Source organism: Prauserella isguenensis, assembly GCF_014191605.1.
GTDB lineage: Bacteria > Actinomycetota > Actinomycetes > Mycobacteriales > Pseudonocardiaceae > Prauserella > Prauserella isguenensis.
The window spans coordinates 473,911-500,084 of the sequence record NZ_JACHWU010000003.1; the positions used below are offsets into that span (position 1 = coordinate 473,911).

Annotated in this window: 22 protein-coding genes and 2 pseudogenes; 12 read left to right on the top strand and 12 right to left on the bottom strand. The window is 71.9% G+C overall.

Features of this window, described 5'->3' with window-relative positions:
* The first annotated feature begins 73 nt into the window (after window positions 1–73).
* From FHS23_RS14930 to FHS23_RS14945, 4 genes are all read left to right on the top strand, one after another.
* Window positions 74–994 carry an ACP S-malonyltransferase gene (locus tag FHS23_RS14930; RefSeq protein ID WP_343053950.1) on the top strand — a complete coding sequence of 307 codons (921 nt, stop codon included), beginning with the start codon at window positions 74–76 and terminating at the stop codon, window positions 992–994.
* Entirely contained in the window at window positions 991–1,965 is a 975-nt protein-coding gene (locus FHS23_RS14935) for a beta-ketoacyl-ACP synthase III (RefSeq protein WP_183655117.1), read from the top strand. Before FHS23_RS14930 ends, FHS23_RS14935 begins: the two co-directional genes overlap by 4 nt.
* An 83-nt stretch (window positions 1,966–2,048) precedes the next feature.
* On the top strand, window positions 2,049–2,294 hold the full coding sequence (locus FHS23_RS14940) for an acyl carrier protein (RefSeq protein WP_183655120.1): 246 nt from the start codon (window positions 2,049–2,051) through the stop codon (window positions 2,292–2,294).
* Window positions 2,295–2,329: 35 nt separating this feature from the next.
* The gene (locus tag FHS23_RS14945; RefSeq protein WP_183655123.1) at window positions 2,330–3,577 is read left to right on the top strand and encodes a beta-ketoacyl-[acyl-carrier-protein] synthase family protein; all 1,248 of its coding nucleotides are present in this window, start codon (window positions 2,330–2,332) and stop codon (window positions 3,575–3,577) included.
* A gap of 154 nt (window positions 3,578–3,731) precedes the next feature.
* Here FHS23_RS14945 and FHS23_RS14950 read toward each other — a convergent pair whose 3' ends face one another.
* Both FHS23_RS14950 and FHS23_RS14955 read right to left on the bottom strand, forming a co-directional pair.
* Window positions 3,732–4,325, bottom strand: a complete 594-nt coding sequence (locus FHS23_RS14950) for a hypothetical protein (protein ID WP_343053951.1) — start codon at window positions 4,323–4,325, stop codon at window positions 3,732–3,734.
* 99 nt (window positions 4,326–4,424) lie between these two features.
* Entirely contained in the window at window positions 4,425–4,916 is a 492-nt protein-coding gene (locus FHS23_RS14955; RefSeq protein WP_183655126.1) for a DUF3145 family protein, read from the bottom strand.
* A 234-nt stretch (window positions 4,917–5,150) separates the two neighbouring features.
* On the opposite strand from FHS23_RS14955, the gene FHS23_RS14960 reads away from it, so the two are divergent.
* Together FHS23_RS14960 and FHS23_RS14965 are read left to right on the top strand one after the other, a co-directional pair.
* On the top strand, window positions 5,151–7,049 hold the full coding sequence (locus tag FHS23_RS14960) for a hypothetical protein (RefSeq protein WP_183655129.1): 1,899 nt from the start codon (window positions 5,151–5,153) through the stop codon (window positions 7,047–7,049).
* Between the two features lie 293 nt (window positions 7,050–7,342).
* On the top strand, window positions 7,343–9,430 hold the full coding sequence (locus FHS23_RS14965; RefSeq protein ID WP_183655132.1) for an acyltransferase family protein: 2,088 nt from the start codon (window positions 7,343–7,345) through the stop codon (window positions 9,428–9,430).
* Window positions 9,431–9,458: 28 nt separating this feature from the next.
* Here the strand turns inward: FHS23_RS14965 and FHS23_RS14970 are convergent, their stop codons facing one another.
* The gene (locus tag FHS23_RS14970) at window positions 9,459–10,865 is read right to left on the bottom strand and encodes a dihydrolipoyl dehydrogenase family protein (protein ID WP_183655135.1); all 1,407 of its coding nucleotides are present in this window, start codon (window positions 10,863–10,865) and stop codon (window positions 9,459–9,461) included.
* A 195-nt stretch (window positions 10,866–11,060) separates the two neighbouring features.
* Between FHS23_RS14970 and FHS23_RS23925 the strand changes: the two are divergent.
* A pseudogene (locus FHS23_RS23925) lies at window positions 11,061–11,111 on the top strand (hypothetical protein); the annotation flags it as partial.
* 32 nt (window positions 11,112–11,143) lie between these two features.
* On the opposite strand, the gene FHS23_RS22950 reads toward FHS23_RS23925, so the two are convergent.
* The 4 genes from FHS23_RS22950 to FHS23_RS14990 form a co-directional block, all read right to left on the bottom strand.
* Window positions 11,144–11,959 carry a hypothetical protein gene (locus tag FHS23_RS22950; protein ID WP_221219539.1) on the bottom strand — a complete coding sequence of 272 codons (816 nt, stop codon included), beginning with the start codon at window positions 11,957–11,959 and terminating at the stop codon, window positions 11,144–11,146.
* Between the two features lie 103 nt (window positions 11,960–12,062).
* On the bottom strand, window positions 12,063–13,454 hold the full coding sequence (locus FHS23_RS14980; protein ID WP_183655137.1) for an NAD(P)(+) transhydrogenase (Re/Si-specific) subunit beta: 1,392 nt from the start codon (window positions 13,452–13,454) through the stop codon (window positions 12,063–12,065).
* Entirely contained in the window at window positions 13,451–13,783 is a 333-nt protein-coding gene (locus FHS23_RS14985; RefSeq protein WP_183655140.1) for a proton-translocating transhydrogenase family protein, read from the bottom strand. The genes FHS23_RS14980 and FHS23_RS14985 overlap by 4 nt, the downstream gene beginning before the upstream one ends.
* A complete protein-coding gene (locus FHS23_RS14990; protein ID WP_183655143.1) occupies window positions 13,784–14,896 on the bottom strand; it encodes a Rossmann-fold NAD(P)-binding domain-containing protein in 1,113 nt (370 codons plus the stop codon).
* Between the two features lie 159 nt (window positions 14,897–15,055).
* Between FHS23_RS14990 and FHS23_RS14995 the strand changes: the two genes are divergently transcribed.
* On the top strand, window positions 15,056–15,472 hold the full coding sequence (locus FHS23_RS14995) for a YjbQ family protein (RefSeq protein WP_183655146.1): 417 nt from the start codon (window positions 15,056–15,058) through the stop codon (window positions 15,470–15,472).
* Here FHS23_RS14995 and FHS23_RS15000 read toward each other — a convergent pair.
* Window positions 15,416–16,513, bottom strand: a pseudogene (locus tag FHS23_RS15000) (YhgE/Pip domain-containing protein); the annotation flags it as partial. The gene FHS23_RS14995 and the pseudogene FHS23_RS15000 sit on opposite strands and share 57 nt — an antisense overlap.
* Window positions 16,514–16,673: 160 nt before the next feature.
* Between FHS23_RS15000 and FHS23_RS15005 the strand changes: the two are divergent.
* Complete coding sequence (locus FHS23_RS15005) at window positions 16,674–17,384, top strand: HAD family hydrolase (protein WP_343053953.1); 711 nt, start codon at window positions 16,674–16,676, stop codon at window positions 17,382–17,384.
* Window positions 17,385–17,418: 34 nt separating this feature from the next.
* On the opposite strand, the gene FHS23_RS15010 is transcribed toward FHS23_RS15005, so the two are convergent.
* Together FHS23_RS15010 and FHS23_RS15015 are read right to left on the bottom strand one after the other, a co-directional pair.
* Window positions 17,419–18,453 (bottom strand): DUF8017 domain-containing protein, encoded by a 1,035-nt coding sequence (locus FHS23_RS15010; protein WP_183655149.1) that lies wholly within the window; start codon window positions 18,451–18,453, stop codon window positions 17,419–17,421.
* 25 nt (window positions 18,454–18,478) lie between these two features.
* Window positions 18,479–20,227 carry a proline--tRNA ligase gene (locus FHS23_RS15015; RefSeq protein ID WP_183655153.1) on the bottom strand — a complete coding sequence of 583 codons (1,749 nt, stop codon included), beginning with the start codon at window positions 20,225–20,227 and terminating at the stop codon, window positions 18,479–18,481.
* A 113-nt stretch (window positions 20,228–20,340) separates the two neighbouring features.
* Between FHS23_RS15015 and yaaA the strand changes: the two genes are divergently transcribed.
* Window positions 20,341–21,081 (top strand): peroxide stress protein YaaA, encoded by a 741-nt coding sequence (gene yaaA, locus FHS23_RS15020; RefSeq protein ID WP_183655156.1) that lies wholly within the window; start codon window positions 20,341–20,343, stop codon window positions 21,079–21,081.
* 19 nt (window positions 21,082–21,100) lie between these two features.
* Here yaaA and FHS23_RS15025 read toward each other — a convergent pair whose 3' ends face one another.
* Window positions 21,101–22,249 carry an NAD(P)/FAD-dependent oxidoreductase gene (locus FHS23_RS15025; RefSeq protein WP_183655158.1) on the bottom strand — a complete coding sequence of 383 codons (1,149 nt, stop codon included), beginning with the start codon at window positions 22,247–22,249 and terminating at the stop codon, window positions 21,101–21,103.
* Between the two features lie 368 nt (window positions 22,250–22,617).
* Here FHS23_RS15025 and FHS23_RS15030 point away from each other — a divergent pair, with 368 nt between their 5' ends.
* On the top strand, window positions 22,618–24,045 hold the full coding sequence (locus FHS23_RS15030) for a DEAD/DEAH box helicase (RefSeq protein ID WP_343053954.1): 1,428 nt from the start codon (window positions 22,618–22,620) through the stop codon (window positions 24,043–24,045).
* Window positions 24,046–24,152: 107 nt separating this feature from the next.
* Here the strand turns inward: FHS23_RS15030 and FHS23_RS15035 are convergent, their stop codons facing one another.
* Window positions 24,153–24,860 carry a PIG-L deacetylase family protein gene (locus tag FHS23_RS15035; protein ID WP_183656127.1) on the bottom strand — a complete coding sequence of 236 codons (708 nt, stop codon included), beginning with the start codon at window positions 24,858–24,860 and terminating at the stop codon, window positions 24,153–24,155.
* A gap of 72 nt (window positions 24,861–24,932) precedes the next feature.
* Here FHS23_RS15035 and FHS23_RS15040 point away from each other — a divergent pair, with 72 nt between their 5' ends.
* Complete coding sequence (locus FHS23_RS15040; RefSeq protein WP_343053955.1) at window positions 24,933–26,108, top strand: aminotransferase class I/II-fold pyridoxal phosphate-dependent enzyme; 1,176 nt, start codon at window positions 24,933–24,935, stop codon at window positions 26,106–26,108.
* The last annotated feature ends 66 nt before the right edge of the window (window positions 26,109–26,174 follow it).

Here is a 26,174-nt window from a genome sequence, read left to right on the forward strand (position 1 = left end):
CCTTTGTATGGTTTCCACAACAGGGAAGGCGTGAGTTCGTGAGGCATCGGCATCCCCGCACCGGCCCGCCGACGTGTTTTCTGGTCACGTGATCGCGCTTCTATGCCCGGGCCAGGGTGCGCAATCCCCTGGCATGCTCAACGACTGGCTCGAACTCGACGGCGCACGCGAGCGCCTCCAGCAGTGGTCCGAGAAGGCGGACCTCGACCTGATCCGGCTCGGCACCGAGGCGGGCGCCGAGGAGATCCGCGACACCGCGATCACGCAGCCGTTGACGGTCGCCACCTCGCTGCTGGCCGCCGAGTACGTCCCGGAGACCCCGTCCGACGCGCCCGTGGCGGGCCACTCGGTGGGCGAGCTCGCCGCCGCCGCGATCGCGGGCGTGCTGCCTGCTGAGGACGCGGTCGCGCTGGCAGCAGTGCGCGGCGCCGCGATGGCCAAGGCCTGCGCGCTCGAGCCCACCAGCATGGCCGCGGTCATGCTGGGCGACCCCGACGAGGTCGTCGCCTGGCTGGCCGAGCGCGACCTCGAAGCGGCCAACCGCAACGGCGCAGGCCAGATCGTGGCGTCGGGCTCGGCCGAGGCGATCGAGAGGATCGTCACCGAGCCGATGGAGGGCACGAAGGTGCGCCCGCTCCAGGTCGCGGGCGCGTTCCACACCCGCTACATGGCTTCCGCCGAGGAAGCGCTGCGCGAGCACGTCGCCGGCATCTCCCCCGCCGACCCCACCCGGCCGCTGTTGTCGAACGCCGACGGCGCCGTGGTCACCGGCGGGGCCGAGTACCTCGAACGTCTCGTCGCACAGGTCACGAAGCCGGTGCGGTGGGATCTGACGATGCAGGGCCTGGTCGGCCTCGGCGTCACCGCCACGGCCGAGCTGCCGCCCGCGGGGACGCTCAGCGGCCTGGTTCGCCGCGAACTCAAGGGCACCGTCGCCTCGGCGGTCGCGCTCAAGAAGCCAGGCGATCTCGATGACGTGGACCCGGCCGCATGAGCGCACTGACCCTCCGGCAGGGACCCGCCGCGACCCGTGTGCTCGGCATCGGCAGCACCCAGCCCGACCGGGTCGTCACCAACGACGACCTCGCCCGGCACATGGACACCAACGATCAGTGGATCCGCGAGCGCGTCGGCATCGTCGAACGCCGCTTCGCCGGCGAGGACGAACGGCTGGTCGACATGGCCGTCGCCGCGGGCGCCAAGGCGCTCGCGGACGCGGGTGCGGACCCGTCCGAGGTCGACACGGTCATCCTTCCGAACTGCACCATGCCCACCCCGATCCCGAACGCGGCCGCCCAGGTCGCCGACCGGATCGGCATCACCGGCGCAGGCGCGTTCGACATCAACGCCGCGTGTGCCGGATTCTGCTACGGACTCGCGCTCGCCTCCGACCTGATCCGCGGAGGTTCGGCCGGCAAGGTCCTCGTGATCGGCGCTGAGAAGCTCACCGACGTCGTCGACCCGACCGACCGCTCGACGGCGATCATCTTCGCCGACGGAGCAGGTGCGGCACTGGTCGGACCGGCGGACGAGCCGGGTATCGGACCGGTGTCGTGGGGCAGCGCAGGCGACCAGGTCGACATGATCTACATGCGCGACCACAAGTACCTGTTCCAGGAGGGACAGTCGGTGTTCCGCTGGGCGACCACGCAGATCGCACCCGTGGCGACGCAGGCCGTCGAGCTCGCCGGCCTGCAGCTCTCCGATGTGGACGTGCTGATCCCGCACCAGGCGAACCTGCGTATCGTCGAGTCGATCGCCAAGCGGCTGCGTGCCCAGGGGGCGCGCGACGACATGGTGGTCGCCGACGACATCCGCTACTCCGGCAACACCTCGTCGGCGTCGATCCCCCTCGCACTCGACCACATGCGCGCGTCGGGCACCGTCTCGTCGGGCGATGTCGTGCTGGCCGTCGGCTTCGGTGCCGGCCTGTCGTACGCGGGGCAGGTTCTCATCTGCCCTTAACCGGAAGCGCGGACGGCGGATCACCCTGGTCCGTTAGTGTGCGTCCCGACCATCCATCCGAAAGCAACGAAAGGAACACCAAAGTGGCCGACAAGACGGAGCTGCTGACCGGACTCGCCGAGATCGTCGAGGAGGTCGCCGGCGTGGCAAAGGACGACGTCACCGCCGAGAAGTCGTTCGTGGACGACCTCGACATCGACTCCCTGTCCATGGTGGAGATCGCCGTGCAGGCCGAGGACCGGTTCGGTGTGAAGATCCCGGACGACGAGCTCGCGAACCTCAAGACGGTCGGCGACGCCGTGGACTACGTCGCGGCCAACTCCAAGTAAACGCCACTCGGCCGGCTACCTCGGGGAGACTCCACATGAGCAACACCGACGTCGTGATCACCGGTATCGGTGCGACCACGCCGCTCGGACCGGACGTGACGTCCACATGGGACGGTCTGCTCGCCGGGCGCAGCGGCGTTCGCGCCCTCGATGCGGACTGGGCGGAGACCTACGATCTCCCGGTCCGCATCGGCGCCACTCTCGCCGAGGAGCCGACCGAGAAGATCCCGCGCGTCCGGGCCCGGCGGCTCGACCGCTGTGAACAGGTCGCGCTCATCGCGGCGTGGCAGGCCTGGGAGGACGCGGGATTCTCGTTGCCGTCCGACGATGGCGAGGACGTCGAGCCCGAGCGACTCGGCGTGTCCATCGGCACCGGCATCGGCGGTCCGGTGACGCTGCTCGAGCAGGACGACAACCTCGAACAGCACGGCATGCGGAAGGTGTCACCGCTGACGGTGCCGATGTTGATGCCGAACGGGCCCGCCGCGCACGTCGGCATCGAACTTCGGGCCCGCGCGGGCGTGCACTCGCCCGCGTCGGCCTGCGCCTCGGGCGCGGAGGGCATCGCCAAGGCCTACGACATGATCCGGTCCGGCAGGGCCGACGTGGTCGTGGCGGGCGGCGCAGAGGCGTGCATCCACCCGATCACGATCGCCGGGTTCGCCCAGGCCCGCACCGTGTCGACCCGCAACGACGACCCGGAACACGCCTCCCGGCCGTTCGATGTCGACCGTGACGGGTTCGTGCTCGGCGAGGGCGCGGGGGTCATGGTGCTGGAGAGCGCGGCCCACGCCGAGGCGCGCGGCGCACGCGTGTACGGCAAGGTCGCGGGCACCGGCATCACCTCGGACGCCTACCACATCACGGGCAACCACCCGGAGGGCATCGGCCAGATCGCGGCGATGCGCCAGGCCATCGAACAGGCGGGCATCACCGCCCGCGACGTGGGTCACGTGAACGCGCACGCCACGTCGACGGTCGTCGGCGACGTGGGCGAAGCCGCGGCCATCCAGCAGGCGCTCGGCGACCACCCGGTCGTGACCGCGCCGAAGAGTGCACTCGGCCACCTCGTGGGCGGTGCGGGCGCGGTCGAGGGCATCGCCACGCTGCTGGCGATCTACCACGGCGTCGTGCCGATGACGCTCAACCTCGGCGAGCTCGACCCGAAGGTGGAGCTCGACGTCGTCGCGGGCGAACCGCGCAAGATGGAGCTGTCCGCGGCGATCAGCAACTCGTTCGGCTTCGGCGGCCACAACACGGCCCTGCTGTTCACCACGCCCTGAGCCCACCCTCCCGAGCCGCTGCCGACTCGGACCCGCGACCGTGAGAGCCGCGGGTCCGAGTCGGCGGTCGTGGCCGTCGGAGGCGGATTGCGTCCGGCGGCGGGCAACGGTCGTGGTCGCGGCGCCCCGCATTTCGGGTCGGCTGCGTTCCGCGTCAGCAGCGGGACTGTTCCGGCACCGTGCCCGGTGGGACGGTGCCGATCCGCCACCCCTCCTCCGCCCTCGTCAACGGGAAGGCCAGGCGCCACCGGATGCAGTCGGACTGCAGCTCGTCCGGCGCGTCCGCCGCGTCCTGCACGCTCGTGAAACCGAGCAGTACCGTCAGCCCGTCGTCGGATGCGGCCTCGATCCGGTACACGCGGATGCTGCCGTCGCGGGTACTGCGGTAGTTCTGGCGCCACTCCTGCTCGCCCTGCAGTGCGGCACGTTCGGCGACGACCGTGGTGACCCACAGGTCGTAGTCACGCCGGTTGATCGCGTCGAAGTAGTTCTGCAGCACGCCACGGACGGCCTGCGCGTTCGGGTGTGCGGCCGCGTCGGCGGTGAGCTGCACCCGTGTGGGCCCGGGTTGGTCGGCCGGCTCCACCGAGGTCGCCGCGGCCGATGTCGGCGGGGCCGCGGGCCGCGACGTCCGGGACGGCGGCTGATACACCTCGCGTGCGACGAGGCCACCCCCGACCGTCAGCGCCACGACCGCGACGAGCACCGGTACCAGCCAGCGCCGGTGCGGAAGAGACGTGGTCGGCACCGGTCCAGACTACTGCGCACACGGCACCTCGCACCTCCGGCGACCGCCGAACGGCGGTCCGCCGCTCCACCCGGTCCGCGGCCGCCCGCATCGGCCGGTTCAGCCGACCTGGTGCAGCCACGTCACCGGGGCACCGTCGCCCGCGTGGCGGAACGGTTCGAGCGCCTCGTCCCAGCCCGCACCGAGCAGCTCGTCGATCTTGTGGGCGAGCTGCTCCGACGCACGGCTCTTGGCGACCAGACTGCGCAACTGGTCCTCGGGCACGACGATGTCACCGTTCGCGCTGGTGCGCGCGTGCCACAGGCCCAGACCGGGCACGTGACAGAAGCGCTGACCGTCGACGCCAGGACTCGGTTCCTCGGTGATCTCGAAACGGACCATGGGCCACGCCTTCAGCGCGCCGGCCAGCTTGCCCGCGGTACCCGCCGGACCACGCCACTCGCACTCCGCGCGTAGCTGACCGGGGGCTGCGGGCTGCGCAGTCCAGCGCAATTCGGCACGCGTGCCCAGCGTGCCTGAAATCGCCCACTCGACGTGCGGACACACCGCAGACGGCGACGAGTGGACGTACACAACGCCACGTGTGCTCACTGCTGACCTCCGCTGTTCGACGAGGGGCGTCTTCCCCTACGACCTCGCGAACCACGCCGAGCCCAGTGCATGAGCACCGCTTGAGTTTTCTCTCGCACATTTTGCACCGCAGCGGCCCATTGCGCCACACGGACCCCTCAGATCACATCCCGACCTGGGCCAGCTGGACCCACCGGGAGCTACGAGCCGGTAGATTCCCGATGCCAGTTCACCAGGCGCAGGGAGGCTTGAGGCGTGCGACTCGTCCGGTTCTCGACCCGTCCCGCGCAGATCTCGCCGGACATCCGCGCCGCGTTGACGTCCCTGGGCCGCGGCGACGACCGGACCGGCGGTATCGGCCTGGTGGGCGTGCAGCCTCCCGAGACGGACGCACCGGTCGACGCCGTGGTCGTCACGGCACACGGCGTCGTGGTCGTCGTCGGTGTGGACCTGCCGGACCCGGCCATTCGGCTCGAGGCGCCGCTGCACGGTGTGTGGAAGGCCGACGACTGGCCGCTCGCCCGCGGTGAGGGAGGGTCCGGACCGGACGCGGGGAACCCGGCCGAGGACGCTCTCGCACTCTCCGAGCAGGTGGCCCAGCGGGTTCGGACCACTGCGGGCTCCACCGAACTCGCCGTCGGAACGGTCATCGCCGTGGGCCCGTTCGTCGAACACGTCGACCAGCCCGCCGCCGAGCTCTCCGGCCCGGTGCGCATCGTGTATCCGACCTCGACGAGCCTGCTCGCCTCGATCGTGTCCCTGTCCTCGACGCCGCGGCCACTCACTGTCGCGCAGGCACGTGCCGTCATCACCGCCCTGTCCCCCGACACCGAGCTCGACGACGACACACTCGCCGGCGAAGGCTTCGCCGCAGGGGACGCCGCCAGCACACACCCCACCACGGACGTCGCCGACTCCACGGACGCGGCCGACCCGCTGACCGACGACGCCGACACCGAAGCCCTCGACCACACGCCACGGCCATCCTCGCCACAGCCGGCCTCGCCACAGCCGGCCCCGGAACGACCCGACTCGGCGAGCAGCGCGGCGAACCCCGATGCGGCCGCCGGACCCATGACGACGAGCCCCACGCCGACAAGCCCCACGGCGCCGGTGGGCACGACCACGCCGCAGCCAGGGGCACCGCGAACAGAGACGTCGGCGGCAGGGACACCGGGGACGGCGGTCCCTGCCGCGGCTCCCGTTCCGGTTCCGGTTCCGGTTCCGGTTCCGGTTCCGGTTCCGGGCACGACGACCGTGGCAGCGAACCCCTCGGACTCGCCGTCGGCACGCGCCGCGGCACCGGCGACGTCCACGGCGTCCGGGCCCGCCGGTGCTCCGCAACCGCTCACGGCCCGGGAGGCACAGACCGGCGGCGCAGCGACCTCGGCCGGGACGGCGGCGCCGTGGCAGGCCCCGCGGCCGCCTGCACGTCCGACTCCACGGGCGAGTGCGCCACCGACTCCTCAGGCAGGTCGACCCTTACCTCAGGCCGGTGCAGGCCGACAGCCGCACGCGGTCCCGGGCGCTGCGGCAGGTGCAGCCGCGGTGCCCGCACCGGGCGGCCCGGCTCGCCCGGCGCGGTGGCGGCGCTTGTCGGCGCAGACGTGGCGATGGATCGCGGCCGGCGCGGCGTTCGTCGTGGCAGTCGTCGTGATCATCACGTTCACCGCCATGAGCGGCGGGGACACCGACGGTGGGCCGGTCCGCACGAGTGCGGGCGGGTTGGAGTTCACGCAGCGCGCGGCACAGCTCACCGAGGAGTGCGCCGACCACGCTGTGGGTGACCTGAGCGTGGCGCTGGCCGACGGCGGATGCACGGAACTGCGCCGCGGCAGTTTCACCACCACGGTCCGCGGCACCGACGTCGCCGTGTCGGTCGCCGCTCTCACCTTCACCGACAGGCAGGCGGCGCAACGCTTCCTCGAGGTCGCGGACACGCCCGGAACCGGCACGATCCGCGACCTCGCGACGACCTCGGGCCGCTGGGCGCCGCCCCCACCGGACTGGTCGGGTGCCGCGTACGTGAGCGATCTGGAGGGAAGCACGGTGCGGCTCGTACTGGCGTCGCCGCGCGATCGCGCCCCGGCCGAATCCCCCGAGGTCACCGAGGCCGCGGAAGCAGCTCTCGGCCTGGTCAAGCTGAACGACTGAGCGCGCGCCGCCGCGCTGCTGTTCCTCGGCGCCGGGGAGCCCGGCACGGACAGGCCGGGGCCCACTCGCGGGCACGCCCGACAGGCGGTTCGGACCCCGTGGCGCACTCAGTCGCACCATGCCTCGCCGTCGACGGACTTCGCGTCACGTTCCAGTCACCCGAATTGCCCGTTTCGAGTGGTGTGCCGGTACAGTCTGCTCCGTTTGAAGCGCGTGGGTTGATTTCGCTACGGGATTCGGGGCCCGGGGTTCGAGAGCCGTGTGCCTGCGCTGGAGCGACGGAGACGACGCGGATGACCACCACCGACACGCGCCCGACCACCGAACCGAGCGCCCGGCCGGGTCGCCCCGGATGGTGGAGAGCCGCGCCGGGCGCCGAGCGGAAGTTCCGACCGGAGTTGCAGGGCTTGCGGGCGATCGCGGCGCTGTTGGTCGTGGCGTATCACGTCTGGCTCGATCGGATCTCCGGTGGCGTGGACGTGTTCTTCGTCGTCTCGGGCTTCCTCATCACCGGCCAGCTCGTGCGCGCTCGCTCGCGTGGGCGCATCGCGTTCCGGCCGTTCTGGGGCCGGATGATCAAGCGGCTGTTCCCCGCGGCGTTGCTCGTGCTCGTGGCCACCATGGTCGCCGCCTACCTGTGGCTTCCGGAGCACCGCTGGTTCGCCACGATCCGCGATGTCGTCGCATCGGCGCTGTATCTCGAGAACTGGCAGCTGGTCGCGACCTCCGCCGACTACTTCGCCGCCCGCGACGAGGCGAGCCCGACGCAGCACTACTGGTCGCTGTCCATCCAGGGCCAGTTCTACGTGGCGTGGCCGCTGCTGATCGCGTTCCTCGGCGCGCTGGCCGCTCGGTCGGGATGGAGCCTCCGCAGGACCGTGTTCGGTTCGCTGCTGACGATCGGCGCGGGATCGCTGGCGTACTCGGTGTGGCTGACGGCGGCCGACCAGCCGCTGGCGTACTTCACGTCGTTGACGCGGATCTGGGAGTTCGCGCTCGGCGGGCTGCTGGCACTGGTGATCGACCGGATCGCGCTGCCGCGGGCGTTGCGGCTGGTGCTGGGCTGGCTCGGCGTGGCCGGGTTGGTCTCGTGTGGCCTGATCCTGCAGGTCGGCAGCGTGTTCCCGGGTTACGCGGCGTTGTGGCCCACGATGTCCGCCGTGTTGGTGCTGGTCGCGGGCGCCACGGCGAGCCCGGTGGGCGCCGACCGGTTCCTGTCCTCGCGGCCGGTGTCCTATCTGGGCGACATCAGCTACGCGCTCTACCTGTGGCACTGGCCGGTGCTGATGTTCTACCTGGTCGTCCGGGACCGGGCAGAGGTCGGCCCGAGAGGCGGCGCGGTGATCATCGCCGCGTCGCTCGTGCTCGCCGTCGCCACGTATCACCTGGTCGAGAACCCGGTGCGGCGGTCGAACATCGGAGCGACGAAGCCGTGGCGCGCCTACTCGCTGGGTGCGGCCATGCTGGTCGTGGTCCTCGGACTGGCAACGGTCTGGCAGGTTCACACCGTCGGTCGGGCGTCGTTCACGCAGCACGCCGACGACCCCGACCACCCCGGTGCCCTGGTGGTGAGCCACGACGCGCCGCTGTACGACCCGGGCCGCGACGTCGTCCCACCGGCCGCGGCGCTCGACGACGAGTACTACCTCCTCGAACCCGACGGCGACTTCGAGTGCAGCACCTCGCCGCGTTCCGACGAGGTGGAGATCTGCGTCAAGGAATCGTCCGGTGCGCCCACCCGGACCATCGTCACGGTCGGCGACTCGCACGTGCTCCAGTACGGCGCGGCGTTCGAACCGCTCGTGGACCGCAACGATTGGAGGATCGTCACGCTGTACAAGCGCGGCTGCGCCTTCAGCGCGGGCGATTACCATCTGAACGGCATGCCCATCCCGCCCGACTGCGCTCGGTGGAACGACGCGGTGCTGCCGGAGATTCTGGAGATCGACCCGGACGCCGTGTTCTCGATGGCGACCCGCGACGCGTATCCCGGGCTGACCGAGTCCACCCCGGAGAACTACGTGACCCAGTGGCGGCGCGTCGCCGACGCGGGGATCCCGCTCGTGCTCGCTCGGGACAACCCACGGTTCCGTGGCTGGGAGCCGTCCGAGTGCGTGCTGAAACACGGCTACGACGACGACCGGTGCACACGGCCGCGCGCCGAGATCTACGCGCCCGAACCGCCGTACGCCGCGCTGGCCGACCTGCCGCCGGAGGCTCACTTCCTCGACCTGACCGATCTGTTCTGTCCCGGCGACACCTGCGAACCCGTGATCGGCAATGTCCTGGTGTACCGCGACGACGACCACCTGACGCAGACCTACCAGACCACCATGGCGACGGTCCTCGAGGAGCGCATGGTCGACGCCCTGGACTGGTGACGCCGGCGCCACCGGAGCGGCGGCTGCTTCACAGGCCGTACTCCTCGAGCAACCGGAGCCAGACCTCGCTGATGGTCGGGAACGCAGGCACGGCATGCCACAACCGGTGCAGCGGAACCTCCCCGACGACGGCGATCGTCGCGGCGTGCAACAGCTCGGCGATGTCGGGGCCGACGAACGTCATGCCGAGCAGTACGTCCCGCCGGGTGTCGACGATCGCGCGCAACCGTCCCTGGTAGTCGTCGGCCTGCAGCGCGGACCCGGCGACCGCGATGTCGAGCTCCACGGCCCGCTGTCCGGGCCCGGCCGCCTCGCGCAGGCCGACCGACGCCACCTCGGGATCGGTGAACACCACCTGCGGCACGGCGTGGTGGTCGGCCGTCGCCGTGTGCTCACTCCACGGTGACGCGTTCACCGCGTCGCCGAGAGCTGCTGCGGCGACGACGTCGCCCACGATCCTCGCCGCGTACTTGCCCTGGTGAGTCAACGGTGCACGACCGGTCACGTCCCCGGCGGCGTAGAGCCACCGTGCGTCCACTCCGGACACGCAACCGTGATCGTCGACCGGCAACGATCCGCCGGGCTCCAGCCCCACGACGTCGAGTCCGAGATCGGACGTGGCGGGCCTGCGCCCCGTGGCCACCAGAATCCGGTCCACATCGAGCGTGGTGCCACCGTGGGTGATCCGCACGGCACCCGACCCGGATCCTTCTACTTCGGACACTCGCTCGACGGCGGTCTCCGGATACACCCGGACACCGCGGCAACGCAGACCGTCAGCCACCGCGTCGCCCGCGAAGGCCGGATAACCGGGCAGTGGTCGCGCCCCCTTCATGAACAGGTGCACCTCGGAGCCGAGTCGTGCCCACGCCTGCGCCATCTCCGTCCCGACGACACCACCGCCCAGCACCGCGAGCCGCCCCGGCACGGTCGACGACGTGGTCGCGTCGCGAGAGGTCCACAGCAGCTCCCCGGGCAACTCCTCGAGCCCGTCCACCGACGGCATCCTGACCACGCTGCCGGTACACACGATCACCGCCTGCCGAGCGTGGAACACGTCACCGTCGACGGTCACCTCGCGCTCGCCGGTGATGCGCGCGTGGCCACGCACCGGTTCGATCCCCGCGCTTTGCACCCATTCGACCTGCCCTTCGTCGTCCCCGCCGTGGGTGAACGCGTCCCGGCGGGCGAACACGGCCGCCGGATCGAGTCCGCCGCCGTCGCCGACCCCCGGCATCCGTTGCACGTCCGAGAGCAGATTTCCCGGTCGCAGCAATGCCTTGCTGGGGATGCACGCCCAGTAGGAGCATTCGCCGCCGAAACGTTCGTGATCGACGAGCGCCGCGGTCAACCCTCCGGCGACGGCGCGGGCGGCCGCGTTCTCCCCCACCGGTCCGGCTCCGATCACCACGACGTCGTACCCGCGCTGTGCCATACCGTCGAGCGCACACCACCGCGCGGTCGTCCGCAACCCGGCAACTACCCTCACGGAGGAGCGGACAGCGCGGGCGGTCGGCCCACGGCAAGCGGGAACGCCTGCGCCCACACGGAATTGCGGAGGACGTTGGTGGCACGGAACAGGGCGGTCGAGGTGCTCGACGACATCAGTGGCGAACCCGCACAGGAGACGGTGCGGTTCGCGCTCGATGGCGTTCACTACGAGATCGACTTGGCGACGGCCAACGCCGAGGTTCTGCGCACGACCCTCACTCGCTACGCCGACAGCGGACGCCGCACCGGCGGGCGGAAGCGGCCGCGGCGGCTGATCACCTCCGGCTCGTCCGGCACCGCGAAGGCGCCGGCCGAGAAGCCCACGGCGACAAAGTCCACGGCAGCAGAGTCCACGGCAGCCAAGACCGCCACCAAGAAGGCGGCGGCCAAGAAGGCGGCCGGGAAGAAGGCCGCGACCGAGAAGACCACGACAGCCACGTCCGCGGCTGCCAAATCCAGGGCAGCGAAGTCCACGACCGCCAAGACCACGGCGGCGAAATCCACGGCGGCGAAGAAGACCGCGGCGAAGAAGACCGCGACGACGAGCACGAGCGCGGCGAAGTCCGGTACGAAGTCCGTGACGACGCCGGCAGCCGCCGCGACGACCGCCAAGAACACGACCACCGGCACGGCCAAGAAGAACGCCACGGCGTCGAAGGCCGCCACCACCTCCAAGTCCGCCACCTCCTCCAAGTCCGCCACCTCCGAGGCCGCCACGGCGTCGAAGGCCACCACACCCCGGAGCGCGTCCCCCAAGAGCGCCGCAGCGAAGAAGACGGCCGCCACCACGACGGCGAAGGCGAAGGCCGCGTCGAAGACCACGGCCACGGCGGGAACAGCCAAGCGCGGCACCGAAACCACCGGCACCGAAACCACCGGAAAGAAGACCACCGGAAAGAACACCGACGCCGCGAAGAAGACCGCCACCAGGAAACCGACCACCAGGAAGGCCGCAGCCCGGAAGCCGACGGCCACGGCGGTGTCGGACAGCGCGGTGTCGGACACCGCGGTGTCGGACAGCGCGGCGGCCGAGAGCACGGCGACCGCGCAGTCGCAGCCCGCAGCGGCGGAGCGCGCGAAGCCGCCGGTCCCTCAGGTCACGTTCTCGGCGGCCCGCTGAGTCGACCGGCCGGTTCCCCGGTCACAGGCTTTTCAGCTCTTCGACGATGCCGCCGACGGACTCCTTGGCGTCGCCGAACAGCATCGCCGTCTTCGGATCGGTGAACAGGGCGTTGTCGATGCCTGCGAAACCCGAGCCCATCGAGCGTTTCAACACGATCACCGACCGGCTCGACGTGACGTGCAGGATCGGCATGCCGTAGATCGGCGAGTTCGGATCGGACTGCGCGGCCGGGTTGGTCACGTCGTTGGCGCCGATCACCAGCGACACGTCCACCTGCGGAAACGCCGAGTTGCTCTCGTCCATCTCCTTGAGCGACTCGTACGGCACGTCGGCCTCGGCGAGCAGCACGTTCATGTGCCCCGGCATGCGCCCGGCGACGGGGTGCACGGCGTAGGCGACGTCAATGCCCTTCGCCTCGAGCAGGTCGGCCATCTCTCGGACGGCGTGCTGCGCCTGGGCGACCGCCAACCCGTAGCCGGGAACGACCATGACCCGGCCCGCATAGGCGAGCTGAATCGCCGCATCGGCCGCACTGGTGCTGCGCACGGGACGGTCCCCGGCACCGCTCACGGTCGCGGCACCGCCGCCACCACCTCCGCCGAAACCGCCCGCGAGGATCGCCGGGATGGAGCGGTTCATCGCCTGCGCCATGAGGTTCGTCAGGATCGACCCGGACGCGCCCACGATCATGCCCGCGACGATCAGCGCCGTGTTGTCCAGCGCAAGGCCCATCGCCGCGGCCGACAGCCCGGTGCACGCGTTGAGCAGCGAGATCACCACCGGCATGTCCGCACCGCCGATCGGCAGCACCACCATGACGCCGATCAGGCCCGCCGCGACGAGCACACCGATGATCAGCCATTCGGACCGTCCGCCCGCGGCGATGATCACGGCGCACGCCAGAGCCGCCGCCAGCAGGACGATGTTCAGCGGCTGCTGGAGCCTGCCGAGCGTCACCGGCCTGCCGGGGAGGATCTCCTGCAGTTTGCCGAACGCGACGCCCGACCCCCAGAACGACACCGACCCCACGATCGCCGCGAACAGCGACGCGATCGCCACGTACAGCGGTTCGGCCTCGTAACCGGTCGTCACGCGGAACTCGACCCACGCGATGAGGGCGACCGCACCACCGCCGACGCCGTTGAACAGCGCGACCATCTGCGGCATCGCCGTCATCTTCACGCGCCGTGCCGCCGGGACGCCGATCGCCGCTCCGATGCCGAGCCCGAGCGCGATCAGCAGCCAGTTGCCCATTCCCGGCAGCAACAGCGTCGCGACGACGGCGACCGTCATGCCCGCCGCGGCGATCCAGTTGCCCCGGACGGCGGTGCGCGGACCCGTCATCCCCATGAGCCCGTAGATGAACAGCACGAACGCGACGATGTAGAGCACGGAGACGAGCGTGGTCACTGCTCGCCCTCCTCGCGCGCGTCCGCTCCGCGTTCGCCGGGGCGCTGCTCGCCGGGGCGCTGCTTGAACATGCCGAGCATGCGGTCGGTGACGAGGAACCCGCCGACCACGTTGATCATGCCGAAGGCGATGGCGACCACGAGCAGGATCTTGTTCAGCACTCCGTCGACGCCGTGGCCGAGCACGATCAGTCCACCGAGCAGCACGATGCCGTGGATGGCATTCGTCCCCGACATCAGCGGGGTGTGCAGCGTGTTGGGCACCTTGGAGATCACGGTGTAGCCCACGAATCCGGCGAGCACCAGGATCGCGATGCTTTCGATCGGCACCTACGCCACCTCCTCCGGCCTGCCGGCGACACAGGCGCCGGCCACGATCTCGTCGGCCGGGTCGATGGCGAACCGGCCTTCGGCGTCCACGAGCAGTTCGATCAGTTCGACGAGGTTGCGCGCGTACAGCTCGCTGGCGTGGAGCGGCATCCCGGCGGGCAGGTTGAGCGGCGAGCTGATCGTCACGCCGTCGTGATCGACGTCCTCGCCCGGCTCGGTCAGCTCGCAGTTGCCGCCGGTCGCCCCCGCCAGGTCGACGATGACGCTGCCGGGCCGCATCCCCCGGACGGCCTCGGCGGTGACGAGGGTGGGCGCGGTGCGGCCGGGCACGAGCGCCGTGGTGATCACGACGTCGAAGCCGCCGATGGCCTCGGTGAGCCTGCGTTGCTGCTCCGCGCGTTCGTCGTCGGTGAGTTCGCGGGCGTAGCCGCCGTCACCGATCGCCTCGATGCCGAGATCCAGCCACTGCGCGCCCACGGACCGCACCTGTTCGGCGACCTCGGGGCGCACGTCGTAACCCGTGGCCTGCGCACCGAGCCGTTTCGCCGTCGCGAGAGCCTGCAGCCCGGCGACACCGGCGCCGAGCACGAGCACCGTCGCGGGCGGCACCGTGCCCGCGGCCGTCGTGAGCATGGGGAAGAACCGCGGCGACCGCTGGGCCGCCAGCAGCGCGGCACGGTAGCCGGACACGTTCGCCTGCGACGAGAGCGCGTCCATCGCCTGCGCGCGAGAGATCCGAGGGATCGATTCGACGGCGAACGCGGTGATCCCGGCGCGTTCCAGCGCCTCGACCCGGCCGGGCGCGCCGAGCGGGTCGAGGAATCCGATGAGGACGGTGCCGGCCGCGAGCCGCTCGATGTCCTCCTCGCCCGGCGGAGCCACCGTCAGCACGATGTCGCTGCGACGGGCGTCGCCGGACTCCCCGCCCGCGAGCTCCGCTCCGGCGGCCGTGTACAGCGCGTCGGGCAGGCCGGCCCGGCTGCCCGCCCCCGGTTCGACCGCGACCCGGACTCCCCGCTTGACCAGGCGCTCGGCGAGTTTCGGCACCAGCGCGACCCGTCGCTCCCCTGGCGCCGTCTCGGCAACGACGCCGACCGTCAGCGGTCCTGCCACCTTGCACGTCCTCCTCGTCGAGGAACCAGTCGATCACCATCATGGACCATGATGTGACGCCAGATCACGTCTTGTGTGCCTCGGGGCGATGGCGTAGGACCGCCGGGCCACACGCCGATCACCTCCGCGGCTCGCGCTTCCGCTGCGTACCGTGGGGGTATGCACTCCACCGAGATCGAGATCCGCACCGGCGGCAGTGCGGTCGTGACGGACCTGACGCGCGAGGTGGAACGCTTCCTCGCCGATACGCCGAACGGTGCCGAGGACGGCCTGCTGCACGCATGGGTGCCGCACGCGACCGCGGGGCTGGCGATCCTCGAAACGGGCGCGGGCAGCGACGACGACCTGCTCGCCGCGATCGACGAGCTGCTCCCCCGTGACGACCGGTGGCGGCACCGCCACGGCAGTCACGGCCACGGCCGCGACCACGTGCTGCCCGCGTTCCTACCGCCGTACGCGACCGTGCCGGTGCTCGGCGGCTCGCTCGCCCTCGGCACGTGGCAGTCGGTCTGCCTCGTCGACACCAACATCGACAACGCCGTCCGCCGCGTCCGGTTCAGCTTCCTCGTCGGCTGACCCCGCTGACCCCGCCGGGTCCGCCGAACCCGCCGAATCGGCGGAGCCCGCCGATCCCGCACGCTCGGCCGCACTCCGCCGCGGCCACAGCACCGCGATCAGCCCGGCGACGAGCATCGAGGCGAGTACCCAGAGTGCGACCGTGACCTGGTCGGTTCCGGCCGTGCCCGCGAGCAGGCTGCGCAACCCCTCGGTCGGGAACCGGAACGGGGTCCACGACCACAGCAGCAGCCGGTAGGCCGGAGCGAGCATCTCGGGAACCTGCGACGCCACCGACGGCGCCAGCAGGTAGAGCGGCCCGAGCAGGGCCATCGCGGGAAGGCCGAGCCAACGCAGCAGCGCGCCCTGCACGGCGGCGAACGCGGTCGCCGTCAGTGCCAGGAAGGCGAGCGTCTGCCAGCCGAGCGCCAGGGTGGAGTCCCACAGCGCGAGGAACCCTGCCAGCACGCCGGTGACGAGCACCCCGATGAGCGCCACATGGCCGAGCCGCGCGCCGGCGCCCGGACGCAGCCGTCCACGGTGGACCTGTACCGCCAGCAGCGCCGAGCCGGCCAGTCCGCCGATCCACGCGAGCGCGCTCGCACCGAGCGGCGCCGTCCTCGCCGCGGGGCCCGTCGGATGGATCGTCTCCTCCTCCACCGGTGGCGGGTCCGCTGCCCGAACCTCGCCGATCGCCTCGGCGACCCGTCCGCCCGCGGTGGCCAGGGCCTGCTGCGCGACCTGCGTGCCCGCGGGATTGACGGTTCCCGATGTCACGCTCGTGACCGTGGGACCGCCGGCCCCGCTCCCGAGTTCGAGCACGCCGTAGACGTCCTCGTTCTCGAGCAGTGTCCGCCCCTGACCGGGCTCGACGATCCGCCAGTCGAGCGCCTCCCCGCCGGACCCGGTGACGCGTTCGGCCACCGCGTGCAGCGGGCCGGGCGCCTGCTCCGGGACCGCGACGGCGACGGGGATCCCGTCCGGCCGTGCACTCGCCTGCGCCCCGAACGTGAGAAACCCCAGCACGACGGCGACGAGCGCTCCCGCCACCGCCGTGCCCACGACGAGCGCGCCGCCCGCGTTCCGCTCCTCGACATGTCGACCACCCCCGGCCCGATTAATTCTTCATCCGTTGAATTCAACGTACGCGCCCCTCCCGAGGGGATGTCAACGCTTGTTGAAAAAGTCGGTGTCGAAAGAGTCGTCGGCTACGGTGTCCGGCGTGACGACCGGCGCACCCGAACACCCGCCCGACCATCTCGTGCTCTGGGACATCGATCTGACGCTCGTCGACCTGTCCGGCAGCGGCGGCGACTGGTACCGGCAGGCGCTCGCGACGGTCGCGGGCGTCACGCTCGAACGAATGCCGTCGTTTCCCGGACGGACCGAGCTGGCGATCACCACCGAACTGCTCACCGCACACGGGATCGAACCGACCCGCGAGCTCGTCGAGCGGCTGTGGCGGGAGCTCACCGCGCTCGCCACCGACCCGGCCGACGACCTGCGCGCCCGCGGGACGGCACTCCCGGGCGCGGCCGAGGTACTCGCGCGACTGGCCGGGACCGGGCGGGTCGTCCAGTCACTGGTGACCGGCAACCTGCCCGCGATCGCCCACCACAAGGTGAGCGCCTTCGGCCTGCACACCCACCTGGACTTCGACATCGGCGGCTACGGCTCGCTGTCGGAGCACCGCCCCGACCTCGTCGCCGAAGCCGTCGAGCTCGCCGGGGGCAAACACGGCGGCGCGCCGGAACAGGTCGTCGTCATCGGGGACACCCCGCACGACGTCGGCGCCGCGCTCGCCTGCGACGCGGTCGCCGTGGCCGTCGCGACGGGCAGACACGACGTCGACGAACTGAGCGCGTCCGGGGCCCACGCCGTCCTCCCGGACCTGTCCGACACCGACGCGGCACTGGCCGCCATCCTGCGCTAGGCCGGACCGGCACACATGCCTGCGGGCGGACCCGTCAGCCGGTGGGCGTGACCGTGACGGTGTTGCGGTCGGATTCCGGCACGGCACGGAAACTGCCGAGGATCCCGCGGACGTCCTCCGGGGTCGCGAGGTCGGTGTCGGCGTAGACGACGAGCGCCACCACACCGCCGCCGTCGTCGCCCGCCGCGACCGCCCGGGTGCCGACGAGGGCACGCTCCGGCACGCAACCTCCGGGCCGGGCCGGGGTCACCTCGGCGATCATCGATCGGGTGTTACCGGACTCGCCGTCTCCCCGGGTGAACGGACCCGAGTCCTCGGAGAGCACCCGCACCCCCGGTTTCGCGCCGCCCTCCTCGGTGTAGGCACGCGCGGAGACCTCGTCCACGATCGGGCGCGTGGCCGTGTCCACCGGCCGGTCGAAAGTCCGCACACCCGCGCCACCGGCGTGCGTGGCGTCGTCGCACTCCGTGCCCACGAAGGCCGACGCCGACAGCGCGAACCGGTCGTCGTATCCGCCGCCTGCCTCCCAGCCGTGCACGACACCCTGCTCGGGCTGCCAGCTCGGCGGCACGTCGTAGGCGTAGACACCGTCGCCGCCCGCCACCGACTGCCAGCCGTCCACCGCGGGCGGTACGCCGACCCGCGTGACGGGCGCCGGGGTGTCCTCAGCGGTCGGATCGGCCGAGTCGACACGGGCACTCGTGCCGTCGTCGGGGAACAGCTGCGGCACGCCCCACATGGCGGCGACCGCCACCAGCAGGGGAATCCAGCCGACCGCACGCTTTCGCCCCGCGCCACGGGACGACGTCTTCACCCTCGGCGGCGGCACCGGACCGCCCCGGGCGCCCTGAACCGGAGGCCCGTGAACCGGAGTTTCCGGATGGGGCGGGGCAGGCCGGTGCACTGCCGGAGTGTGCCCGGAGGGGTCGGGCGTGGGTGACGACTGCGGACGGTACGCGTCGCTCGCGTCGGCGGGCTCGTAGCCGCCGACGCCCTTCAGCGCGGCCTTGTCCTCGTAGCCGTAGCGTGCCGAGGTTTCGTCACGCTTCCTCCTCCGACCGAAGATCACCGGCGGCCTCCCCAGGCGGCGTGGGCTATCCGCGCACGAGTCCCGTCACGTGGTCGACGACGGCGTCCACGTCGATCTCGGTCCGCTCGCCGGTGGCGCGGTCCTTCACCTCGACCACGCCCTTCGCGAGACCCTTGCCCACGACGACGATCGTCGGCACGCCGATGAGTTCCGCGTCGGCGAACTTCACGCCAGGCGAGACGGTGCGGTCGTCGAACAGCACCGACACACCGCGCTGCGACAGCTCGCCCACGATGCGCTCACCGCCCTCGAACACGGTGTCGTCCTTGCCCGCCACGACGAGGTGGACGTCCGCGGGCGACACCGCTCGCGGCCACACGAGGCCCAGTTCGTCGTGGTGCTGCTCGGCGATCGCCGCGACCAGCCGCGAGACGCCGATGCCGTACGAACCCATCGTGATGCGCACGGGCTTCGAGTCCGGGCCGAGCGCGTCGAGCTCGAACGCGTCGGCGTACTTGCGGCCGAGCTGGAAGATGTGGCCGATCTCGATGCCGCGCGCCGCAACGAGCGTGCCGTGGCCGTCGGGCGAGGCGTCGCCCTCGCGGACCTCCGCGGCCTCGATGGTGCCGTCCGGGGTGAAGTCGCGGCCGCACACGAGGTCGACGACGTGGTGGTCGGCCTTGTCGGCACCGGTGACCCACGCGGTTCCCGTGACGATGCGCGGGTCGACGAGGTAGCGGACGCCGTTCGCCTGCAGCGCTCCCGGCCCGATGTAGCCCTTGACCAGGAAGGGGTTGGCCGCGAAGTCGGCCTCCTCGACGAGCGCGACCTCGGCCGGTTCGAGCCCGGCCTCGAGCCGCTTCATGTCGACCTCACGGTCGCCTGGCACACCGATACCGAGGAGCGTCCACTCCTTCTGTCCGGGCATCCGCGTCTTGACCAGCACGTTCTTGAGGGTGTCCGCGGCGGTGAACTCGCGGACCAGGCCCGCGCCGTTGAGGAAGTCGACGAGCGTCTCGATCGTCGGCGTGTCCGGAGTGTGGTGCACCTGCGCCTCGGGCAGCCCCTCGAGGGCCCGCGCGGGGGGCGCCGGCGTCACGACCGCCTCGACGTTGGCCGCATAGCCGGAGTCGGTGCTGCGGACGTAGGTGTCCTCACCGGCCTCGGCGGTCGCGAGGAACTCTTCCGACGCCGAACCACCCATCGCGCCCGACGTGGCGGCGACGATCACGTAGTCGAGCCCCAGCCGGTCGAAGATCCGGATGTAGGCGCCGCGGTGCTTCCGGTACGACGCCTCGAGACCCTCGTCGTCGAGGTCGAACGAGTACGAGTCCTTCATGACGAACTCGCGCCCGCGCAACACGCCCGCGCGGGGGCGCGCCTCGTCCCGGTACTTCGTCTGCACCTGGTACAGCATCACCGGGTAGTCCTTGTAGGAGCTGTACTCGCCTTTCACGGCGAGCGTGAACAGCTCCTCGTGCGTCGGCCCCAGCAGGTAATCCGCGCCCTTGCGGTCCTTGATGCGGAACAGCGTGTCGCCGTACTCGCTCCACCGGCCGGTGGCCACGTAGGGCTCCTTCGGCAGCAGCGCGGGGAACTGGATCTCCTGCGCGCCGATGGCGTCCATCTCCTCACGCACGACCCGCTCGATGTTGCGCAGCACGCGCAGGCCGAGCGGCAGCCAGGAGTAGCCACCCGGAGCGGCGCGGCGGACGTAGCCTGCGCGCACCAGCAACCGGTGGCTGGGCACCTCGGCATCCGCCGGGTCCTCACGCAGCGTGCGCAGGAACAACGACGACATCCTGGTGATCACGGTGTGCTCCTAGGGAGACGGAAAGCGGTGATGGACGAAGGGTAGTCGGCGCGCCCTGAGCCGGGACAACCGGTTATCGGGCCGGCTCGGCGACGGCACTACCCTCGGACGGCGTGCTCGTTCTGTTGCCCCCTTCCGAGACCAAGGCCGCAGGCGGTGGCGGCGCCCCACTCGACCTGGACGCGCTGTCGCTGCCCGAACTGAACCCGGTGCGGCGCAAGCTGGCCGACGCACTGGTCGAGCTGGCAGCCGACGTGCCCGCCAGCCTGACCGCGCTCGGACTGTCCGAACGGCAGTCGGGCGAGGTGGAACGGAACGCGACGCTGTGGACGTCGCCGACGATGCCCGCGCTGCAGCGCTACACCGGCGTGCTCTACGACGCCCTGGACGTGCGCTCGCTGTCCGGCGCCGCAGCCGACCGGGCGGCGAGCAGGCTCTCCGTGGCGTCGGCGCTGTTCGGTGTCGTGCGAGCGGGTGACCCGATTCCCGCGTATCGCCTGTCGGGAGGCAGCTCGCTGCCCGGCTTCCCGGCGTTGCGGTCGGTGTGGCGCCCAGCGCTGGAACCGGTGCTGCAGTCCGACGAACTGGTCGTCGACCTGCGCTCCGGGGCGTACGCCGCGTTGGCACGGATACCCGGCGCCGTCACCGTGCGCGTGGTCACCGAGGACTCGTCGGGCAAACGCAGGACCGTCAGCCACCACAACAAGGCCTACAAGGGACGACTCGCCGCTGCACTGGCCACGAGCCGCGCCGAGCCGTCCACTGTGGACGAGGTCGTGACCGTCGCGGAGAAGGCCGGCATGACCGTGGAACGCGCGGGCGAGACCGACCTCGTCCTCGTCACCGACCACTGAACCTGCGCCTTGCGGGGCTTCACACGGCGTTCTCGAACCGTTCGGGGCGGAAGAGCGCCGGGATGTCGGGCCGCTGCCCGAGCGCGGCCGCCGCGGCCAGACTCGCCGCGTACGGCCCGATCGTCAGCCCGCCTGCGCCGAAGCCGGTGAGCACCGTGACCTCGGGGTGGGTCTCGAGCGCACCGATGACGGGCCTGCCGTCGGGCGTGACGGGACGGAAGCCCACGCGCGTCTCCAGCAGTGTCGCGTCGGCCAGGCCGGGAGCCACCGTCAGCGCCTGCGTCAGCACCTCGCGTTGCCCCTCGGCCGTGACACGGTGGTCGAAACCCGCCCCGGTCTCGCGCGTGGCTCCCGCGACGACCCGGGCGTCGGGGAACGCGAGCATGTAGTGCCCGGACCCGACCGGTGACACGACGGGCCACGACGCGGTGCTCGGAGACGCGGTGCCGGGAGACGCGGTGCCGGGATCGCCGACCCCGAAATGGCTGATCTGCCCGCGTTGCGGCTCGACCGGCAGCGTCACGCCCAGCGACGCGGCCAGCGGGGCCGTCCACGCGCCCGCGGCGAGCACCACGCCGTCGGCCTCGACCACGTCACCGGCCACCCGCACGCCCGCGACGCCGCCGGAGCGGATCTCGAGTTCGGCCGTGCCGTCGAGGAGCCGCGCTCCCCGCGCGGCCGCCGCGGCGAGAAACGTCTCACGGAGCGTCCGGCCGTCGACCCGCCCGCCGCCCGCGATGTGCACGGCGCCGAGGTCGGGTGCCAACAGCGGCATGCGCTCGACGGCGTCCGCCGGGTCGAGCAGCGTCACCTCGCCCGCGTCGGGCCAGCGCCGCGCTCGCTCGACCGCGCGTCCGTGGAACTCGCGCAGCCACGTCTCGTCCGGCGAGACGACGAGTCCGCCGACGACCGCGAACGACGTCTCCCCCACTCCCTCGGCCGCCAGGTCCTCGACCAGCGTCCGGTAGTAGGCGGCGCCCTCCGCGTGGAAGGCGAGTTCCTCACCCTCGAGGGCCCGCGAGTTCCACGGCGAGACGATTCCGGCGCCCGCAGCCGTCGCCCGTCCCGCCAGATCGGCGTCCACCACGACGACCTCGGCGCCCCGCCGTGCCAACTGCCAGGCGGTACCCGCGCCTGCGATGCCCGAACCGATGATCACGATGCGCATGCGGCCACTATGCCCCCACCCACAGCCCCCACCCACAGCCGCTGCAGCCGCAGCCCCTGTACGCACGGGTCCGAAACACACGGGTCCGTGCACGGGTCCGTGCCCATCGCCGCGGGACAACCGGTGCGACACCTCACTCGCCCACCGCTGACGCACCGCTCCGGTCTGGGGTAGAGTGCCTGGAGCGCCGTGAGCCGAAGGGCTCCTTCACACGGCGATCCGATTTCCCATCCATTTGGCGCGCCACGTCGGCCGGACACGGCACCAGATTCCGGCGCGCCGGGTTCGTCCTTGCGAACGCCCGCCCGCACCTCCGACGTGCGACTCTCCCGGGCCTCCTTGCGACGTGCCACGTCCGAGAGGCCTGTGTGAGCACAAACCTGTCCACGTCCACATCCACGTCCACCGCGTCCGTGCCGTTCGCCGACCTGCCGTTGCCGCGCCCGCTGGTGCGCGCGCTCGAGGCCGACGGCATGACCGACGCGTTCGCCATCCAGGCGGCCACGCTTCCCGACGCACTCGCCGGCCACGACGTCCTCGGCCGGGCGCAGACCGGCTCCGGCAAGACACTCGCCTTCGGCCTCGCGCTGCTGGCCCGCCTCGAAGGCGGCAAGGCCCGCCCGAAGAAGCCCCGTGCGCTGGTGCTCGTGCCGACGCGCGAACTGGCGATGCAGGTCGCCGAGGTGCTGATCCCGCTGGCCAAGACGCTCGGCCTGTGGTGCCGCACCGCGGTCGGCGGCATGGCCTTCAACCGGCAGGCCGACGCGCTGTCCCGCGGCGTCGATCTGCTCATCGCCACCCCCGGCAGGCTGTCCGACCACGTCCGCCAGGGCACGTGCGCCCTCGACGAGATCGGCTACGTCGCGCTCGACGAGGCCGACCAGATGGCCGACATGGGCTTCCTGCCCCAGGTCCGCGAGATCCTCGACCTCACACCCGCCGACGGGCAGCGGCTGCTGTTCTCCGCCACGCTCGACGGCGACGTCTCCAAGCTCGTGCAGCGTTACCTGCACGACCCGGTGACGCACTCGGTCGCGCCCGTGACGGCGTCGGTGACGAACATGGACCACTACCTGCTGCAGCTCGCGCAGCCGGACAAGATGCGCGTGATCACCGAGATCGGCGCCCGCGAGGGCCGGACGATCATGTTCGTGCGCACCAAGCACCACGTCGACCGGCTCGCCACGAAGCTGCGGTCCCAGGGCGTGCCCGCCGGGGCGCTGCACGGCGGCAAGACCCAGGGACAGCGCAACCGCGTGCTCGCGGACTTCAAGGACGACCGCACCACGGTGCTGGTCGCCACGGACGTCGCCGCACGCGGCATCCACGTCGACGACGTCAGCCTCGTGCTGCATGTCGACCCGCCCGCCGACCACAAGGACTACCTGCACCGAGCAGGGCGCACCGCGCGAGCAGGCGCCTCGGGCACGGTCGTCACGCTGATCACGCGCGACCAGCGGCGGCAGACTCTGCGGCTCACCGACAAGGCGGGTGTGAAGCCCAAGTCGCTGCTCGTCACGCCGGGCGACGCCGAGCTCGTCCGCATCACCGGCTCGCGTTCTCCCAGCGGCGTGCCGCTGGTCGACAAGCAGCCGCAGCAGGAGCAGCGCCGTGCCGGCGGCGGACGCCCCGGCGGCGGTCGTCCCGGCGGCAGGAACGGCGGCCGTCCCGGCGACCGCGGCGGTCAGGGTCGTGACGGCCAGGGCCGTGGCGGCAACGGCGGCCAGGGCCGCGGGGGCAACGGCGGCCAGCGGCGCGGCGGCGGCCGCAAGCCCCGCAGGCCGGTCGACGCCTGACCCTCGGTCCCGTTTCCCCGAAGGGCGCCTGAGGGGCGTTGAACGCCCCTCAGGCGCCCTTCGGGCGTTTGCCGGTGCCGGAACGCCGCCAGAGTGCTCTCAGGGCGCTACATCGGGAACAGTTCGAACGCACATGCAGGCACGCCGCCGAAACGGGCACCCGCTTCGGCGGCGGCTTCGCGCAGGAAGGCCGGATCGGCCATCGACGCGTCGCCGAGGCCTTCGAGGTAGGCGCGGTGCTCCTGGAGCGAGTCCACCGCCAGATCCAGCGTGTCGGTGATGTCGACGGCGTGCGTGGCCTGCGGCGAGGCGACAGCGGCGACCCAGCGCACACCGTCCCACGGTTCGAGCCCCTGGGCCGTCAGCTCGCGGAAGACCCACCGGTTCGCGGCGTCGCGCACCGCATCCAACGTCGCGTGTCCCACGTTGCGGTGGTCGGCCATGTTCAGCCACGGACCGCCCGGCCACGTGTCCCGATGGTTCGTCATGATCACGAGCTCGGGCCGGTGCCTGCGGATCGCGGCGGCGATGTCCCTGCGCAACGGCAGGCCGTATTCGACGACGCCGTCGGCGTGGTCGAGGAACTCCACCGTCTCGACCCCCACCACGCGTGCCGCGGCGATCTGTTCCCGCTCGCGCACGACGGCCGCCTCCTCGGGCGCCATGCCGTCGATCCCCGCCTCGCCGCGGGTGGCGAGGGTGTAGACCACCGATCTGCCTTCCCGCGTCCAGCGCGCGACCGCCCCCGCACCCCCGTACTCCAGGTCGTCCGGATGCGCCACCACGGCCAGCGCCCGGTCCCAGTCACCGGGCATGACCTCCAATTCCGGCGTGTCGGCCACCCCTCGCTCCCCTCTCGTCGTCCGCCTGGTGCGACACTGCCACCCGTGAACGCACCCGGTCCAGCTCTTCCGCCCGACGAGGTTCTCGACTGGCTCGACGCCGAAGCGGCCACCCGGAGCGATTCCGGTCTCACGCGCAGGCCGCGGCAGCGCGGTGCCACCCCCGTTCCCGGCGAGATCGACCTCGCCGGCGACGACTACCTCGGGCTCGCGCGCGACAAACGCGTCGCGGGCGCCACCGCGGCAGCGGCGCTGAAGTGGGGCGCGGGCGCGGCAGGCACCCGCCTCCTCGGCGGTTCGCTCGAACTGCACGCGGAACTGGAACACGACCTCGCCCGGTTCGTGGGCGCGCAGGCCGCGGCCGTGTTCCCGTCGGCGTACACCGCGAACCTGTCCGCGGTCACGGCGCTGTCGGGCACCGAGTCGGCGATCGTCAGCGACAAGTACGTCCAGCCCTCGCTCGTCGACGGCTGCAGACTGGCCCGAGGCGACGTCGCCGCCGTGGCGCACCTCGACACCGACGCCGTCGCCCACGCTCTGTCCACCCGGCGCAAACCGCGCGCGCTCGCGGTGACCGAGTCGGTCTTCGCCGTCGACGGGGACGCGGCCGACCTCGGAGCCCTCGCCGCGACGTGCCGCAGCCACGGCGCGGCACTACTGGTCGACGACGCCCACGGCTTCGGTGTGCTGGGTGACGGCGGCCGCGGCGCGGTGTACGACGCAGGCCTGTCCTCGGCGCCCGACGTGGTGACGACGCTGTCGCTCGGCGGCGCCCTCGGCGTGCAGGGTGGGGCCGTTGTCGGGCCGCGCCGTGCGATCCGGCAGATCATCGACGTCGCCCGCGCCTACGGCTACGACGCCGCGCCGGCCCCTGGCACCGTCTCAGCCGCACTGGCCGCGCTCGCCGCACTGCGGGAGGAACCGGAACTGCCCGGAACCGCCGTCGACGGCGCCATGTCCCTCGCGCAGGGGCTGCGGGCGGCGGGACTGCGGACCAGCCTGCCCGCAGCGGCCATCGTGTCGTTACCCGCGCCCAGCGCGGCGGCCGCCGCCTCGTGGGCCGACGCGTGCGCCGAACACGGCGTGCACGTGGGTCGCGTGTGCCCACCGGTCGCCCCCGACGGGGTGACGCGACTCCGATTGACCGCCAGGGCCGGACTATCGGAGTCCGATGTGGACACCGCCGTCAAGGTCGTCTCCGAGACGGCGCCGCGTTCCTGACCGCACCGCGTCGGGCTCTCGGCACGCGACCACAGCCGTGACCATGGCGCAGAACGGGTACCGAGT

What these genes read in the sequence shown, in the direction of transcription:
- FHS23_RS14935 (WP_183655117.1), top strand. Translation starts at nt 991, where the DNA reads ATGAGCGCACTGACCCTCCGGCAGGGACCCGCCGCGACCCGTGTGCTC.
- FHS23_RS14945 (WP_183655123.1), top strand. Translation starts at nt 2,330, where the DNA reads ATGAGCAACACCGACGTCGTGATCACCGGTATCGGTGCGACCACGCCG.
- FHS23_RS14965 (WP_183655132.1), top strand. Translation starts at nt 7,343, where the DNA reads ATGACCACCACCGACACGCGCCCGACCACCGAACCGAGCGCCCGGCCG.
- FHS23_RS14970 (WP_183655135.1), bottom strand. Translation starts at nt 10,865, where the DNA reads ATGGCACAGCGCGGGTACGACGTCGTGGTGATCGGAGCCGGACCGGTG.
- FHS23_RS14995 (WP_183655146.1), top strand. Translation starts at nt 15,056, where the DNA reads ATGCACTCCACCGAGATCGAGATCCGCACCGGCGGCAGTGCGGTCGTG.
- FHS23_RS15025 (WP_183655158.1), bottom strand. Translation starts at nt 22,249, where the DNA reads ATGCGCATCGTGATCATCGGTTCGGGCATCGCAGGCGCGGGTACCGCC.
- FHS23_RS15035 (WP_183656127.1), bottom strand. Translation starts at nt 24,860, where the DNA reads ATGCCCGGTGACTGGGACCGGGCGCTGGCCGTGGTGGCGCATCCGGAC.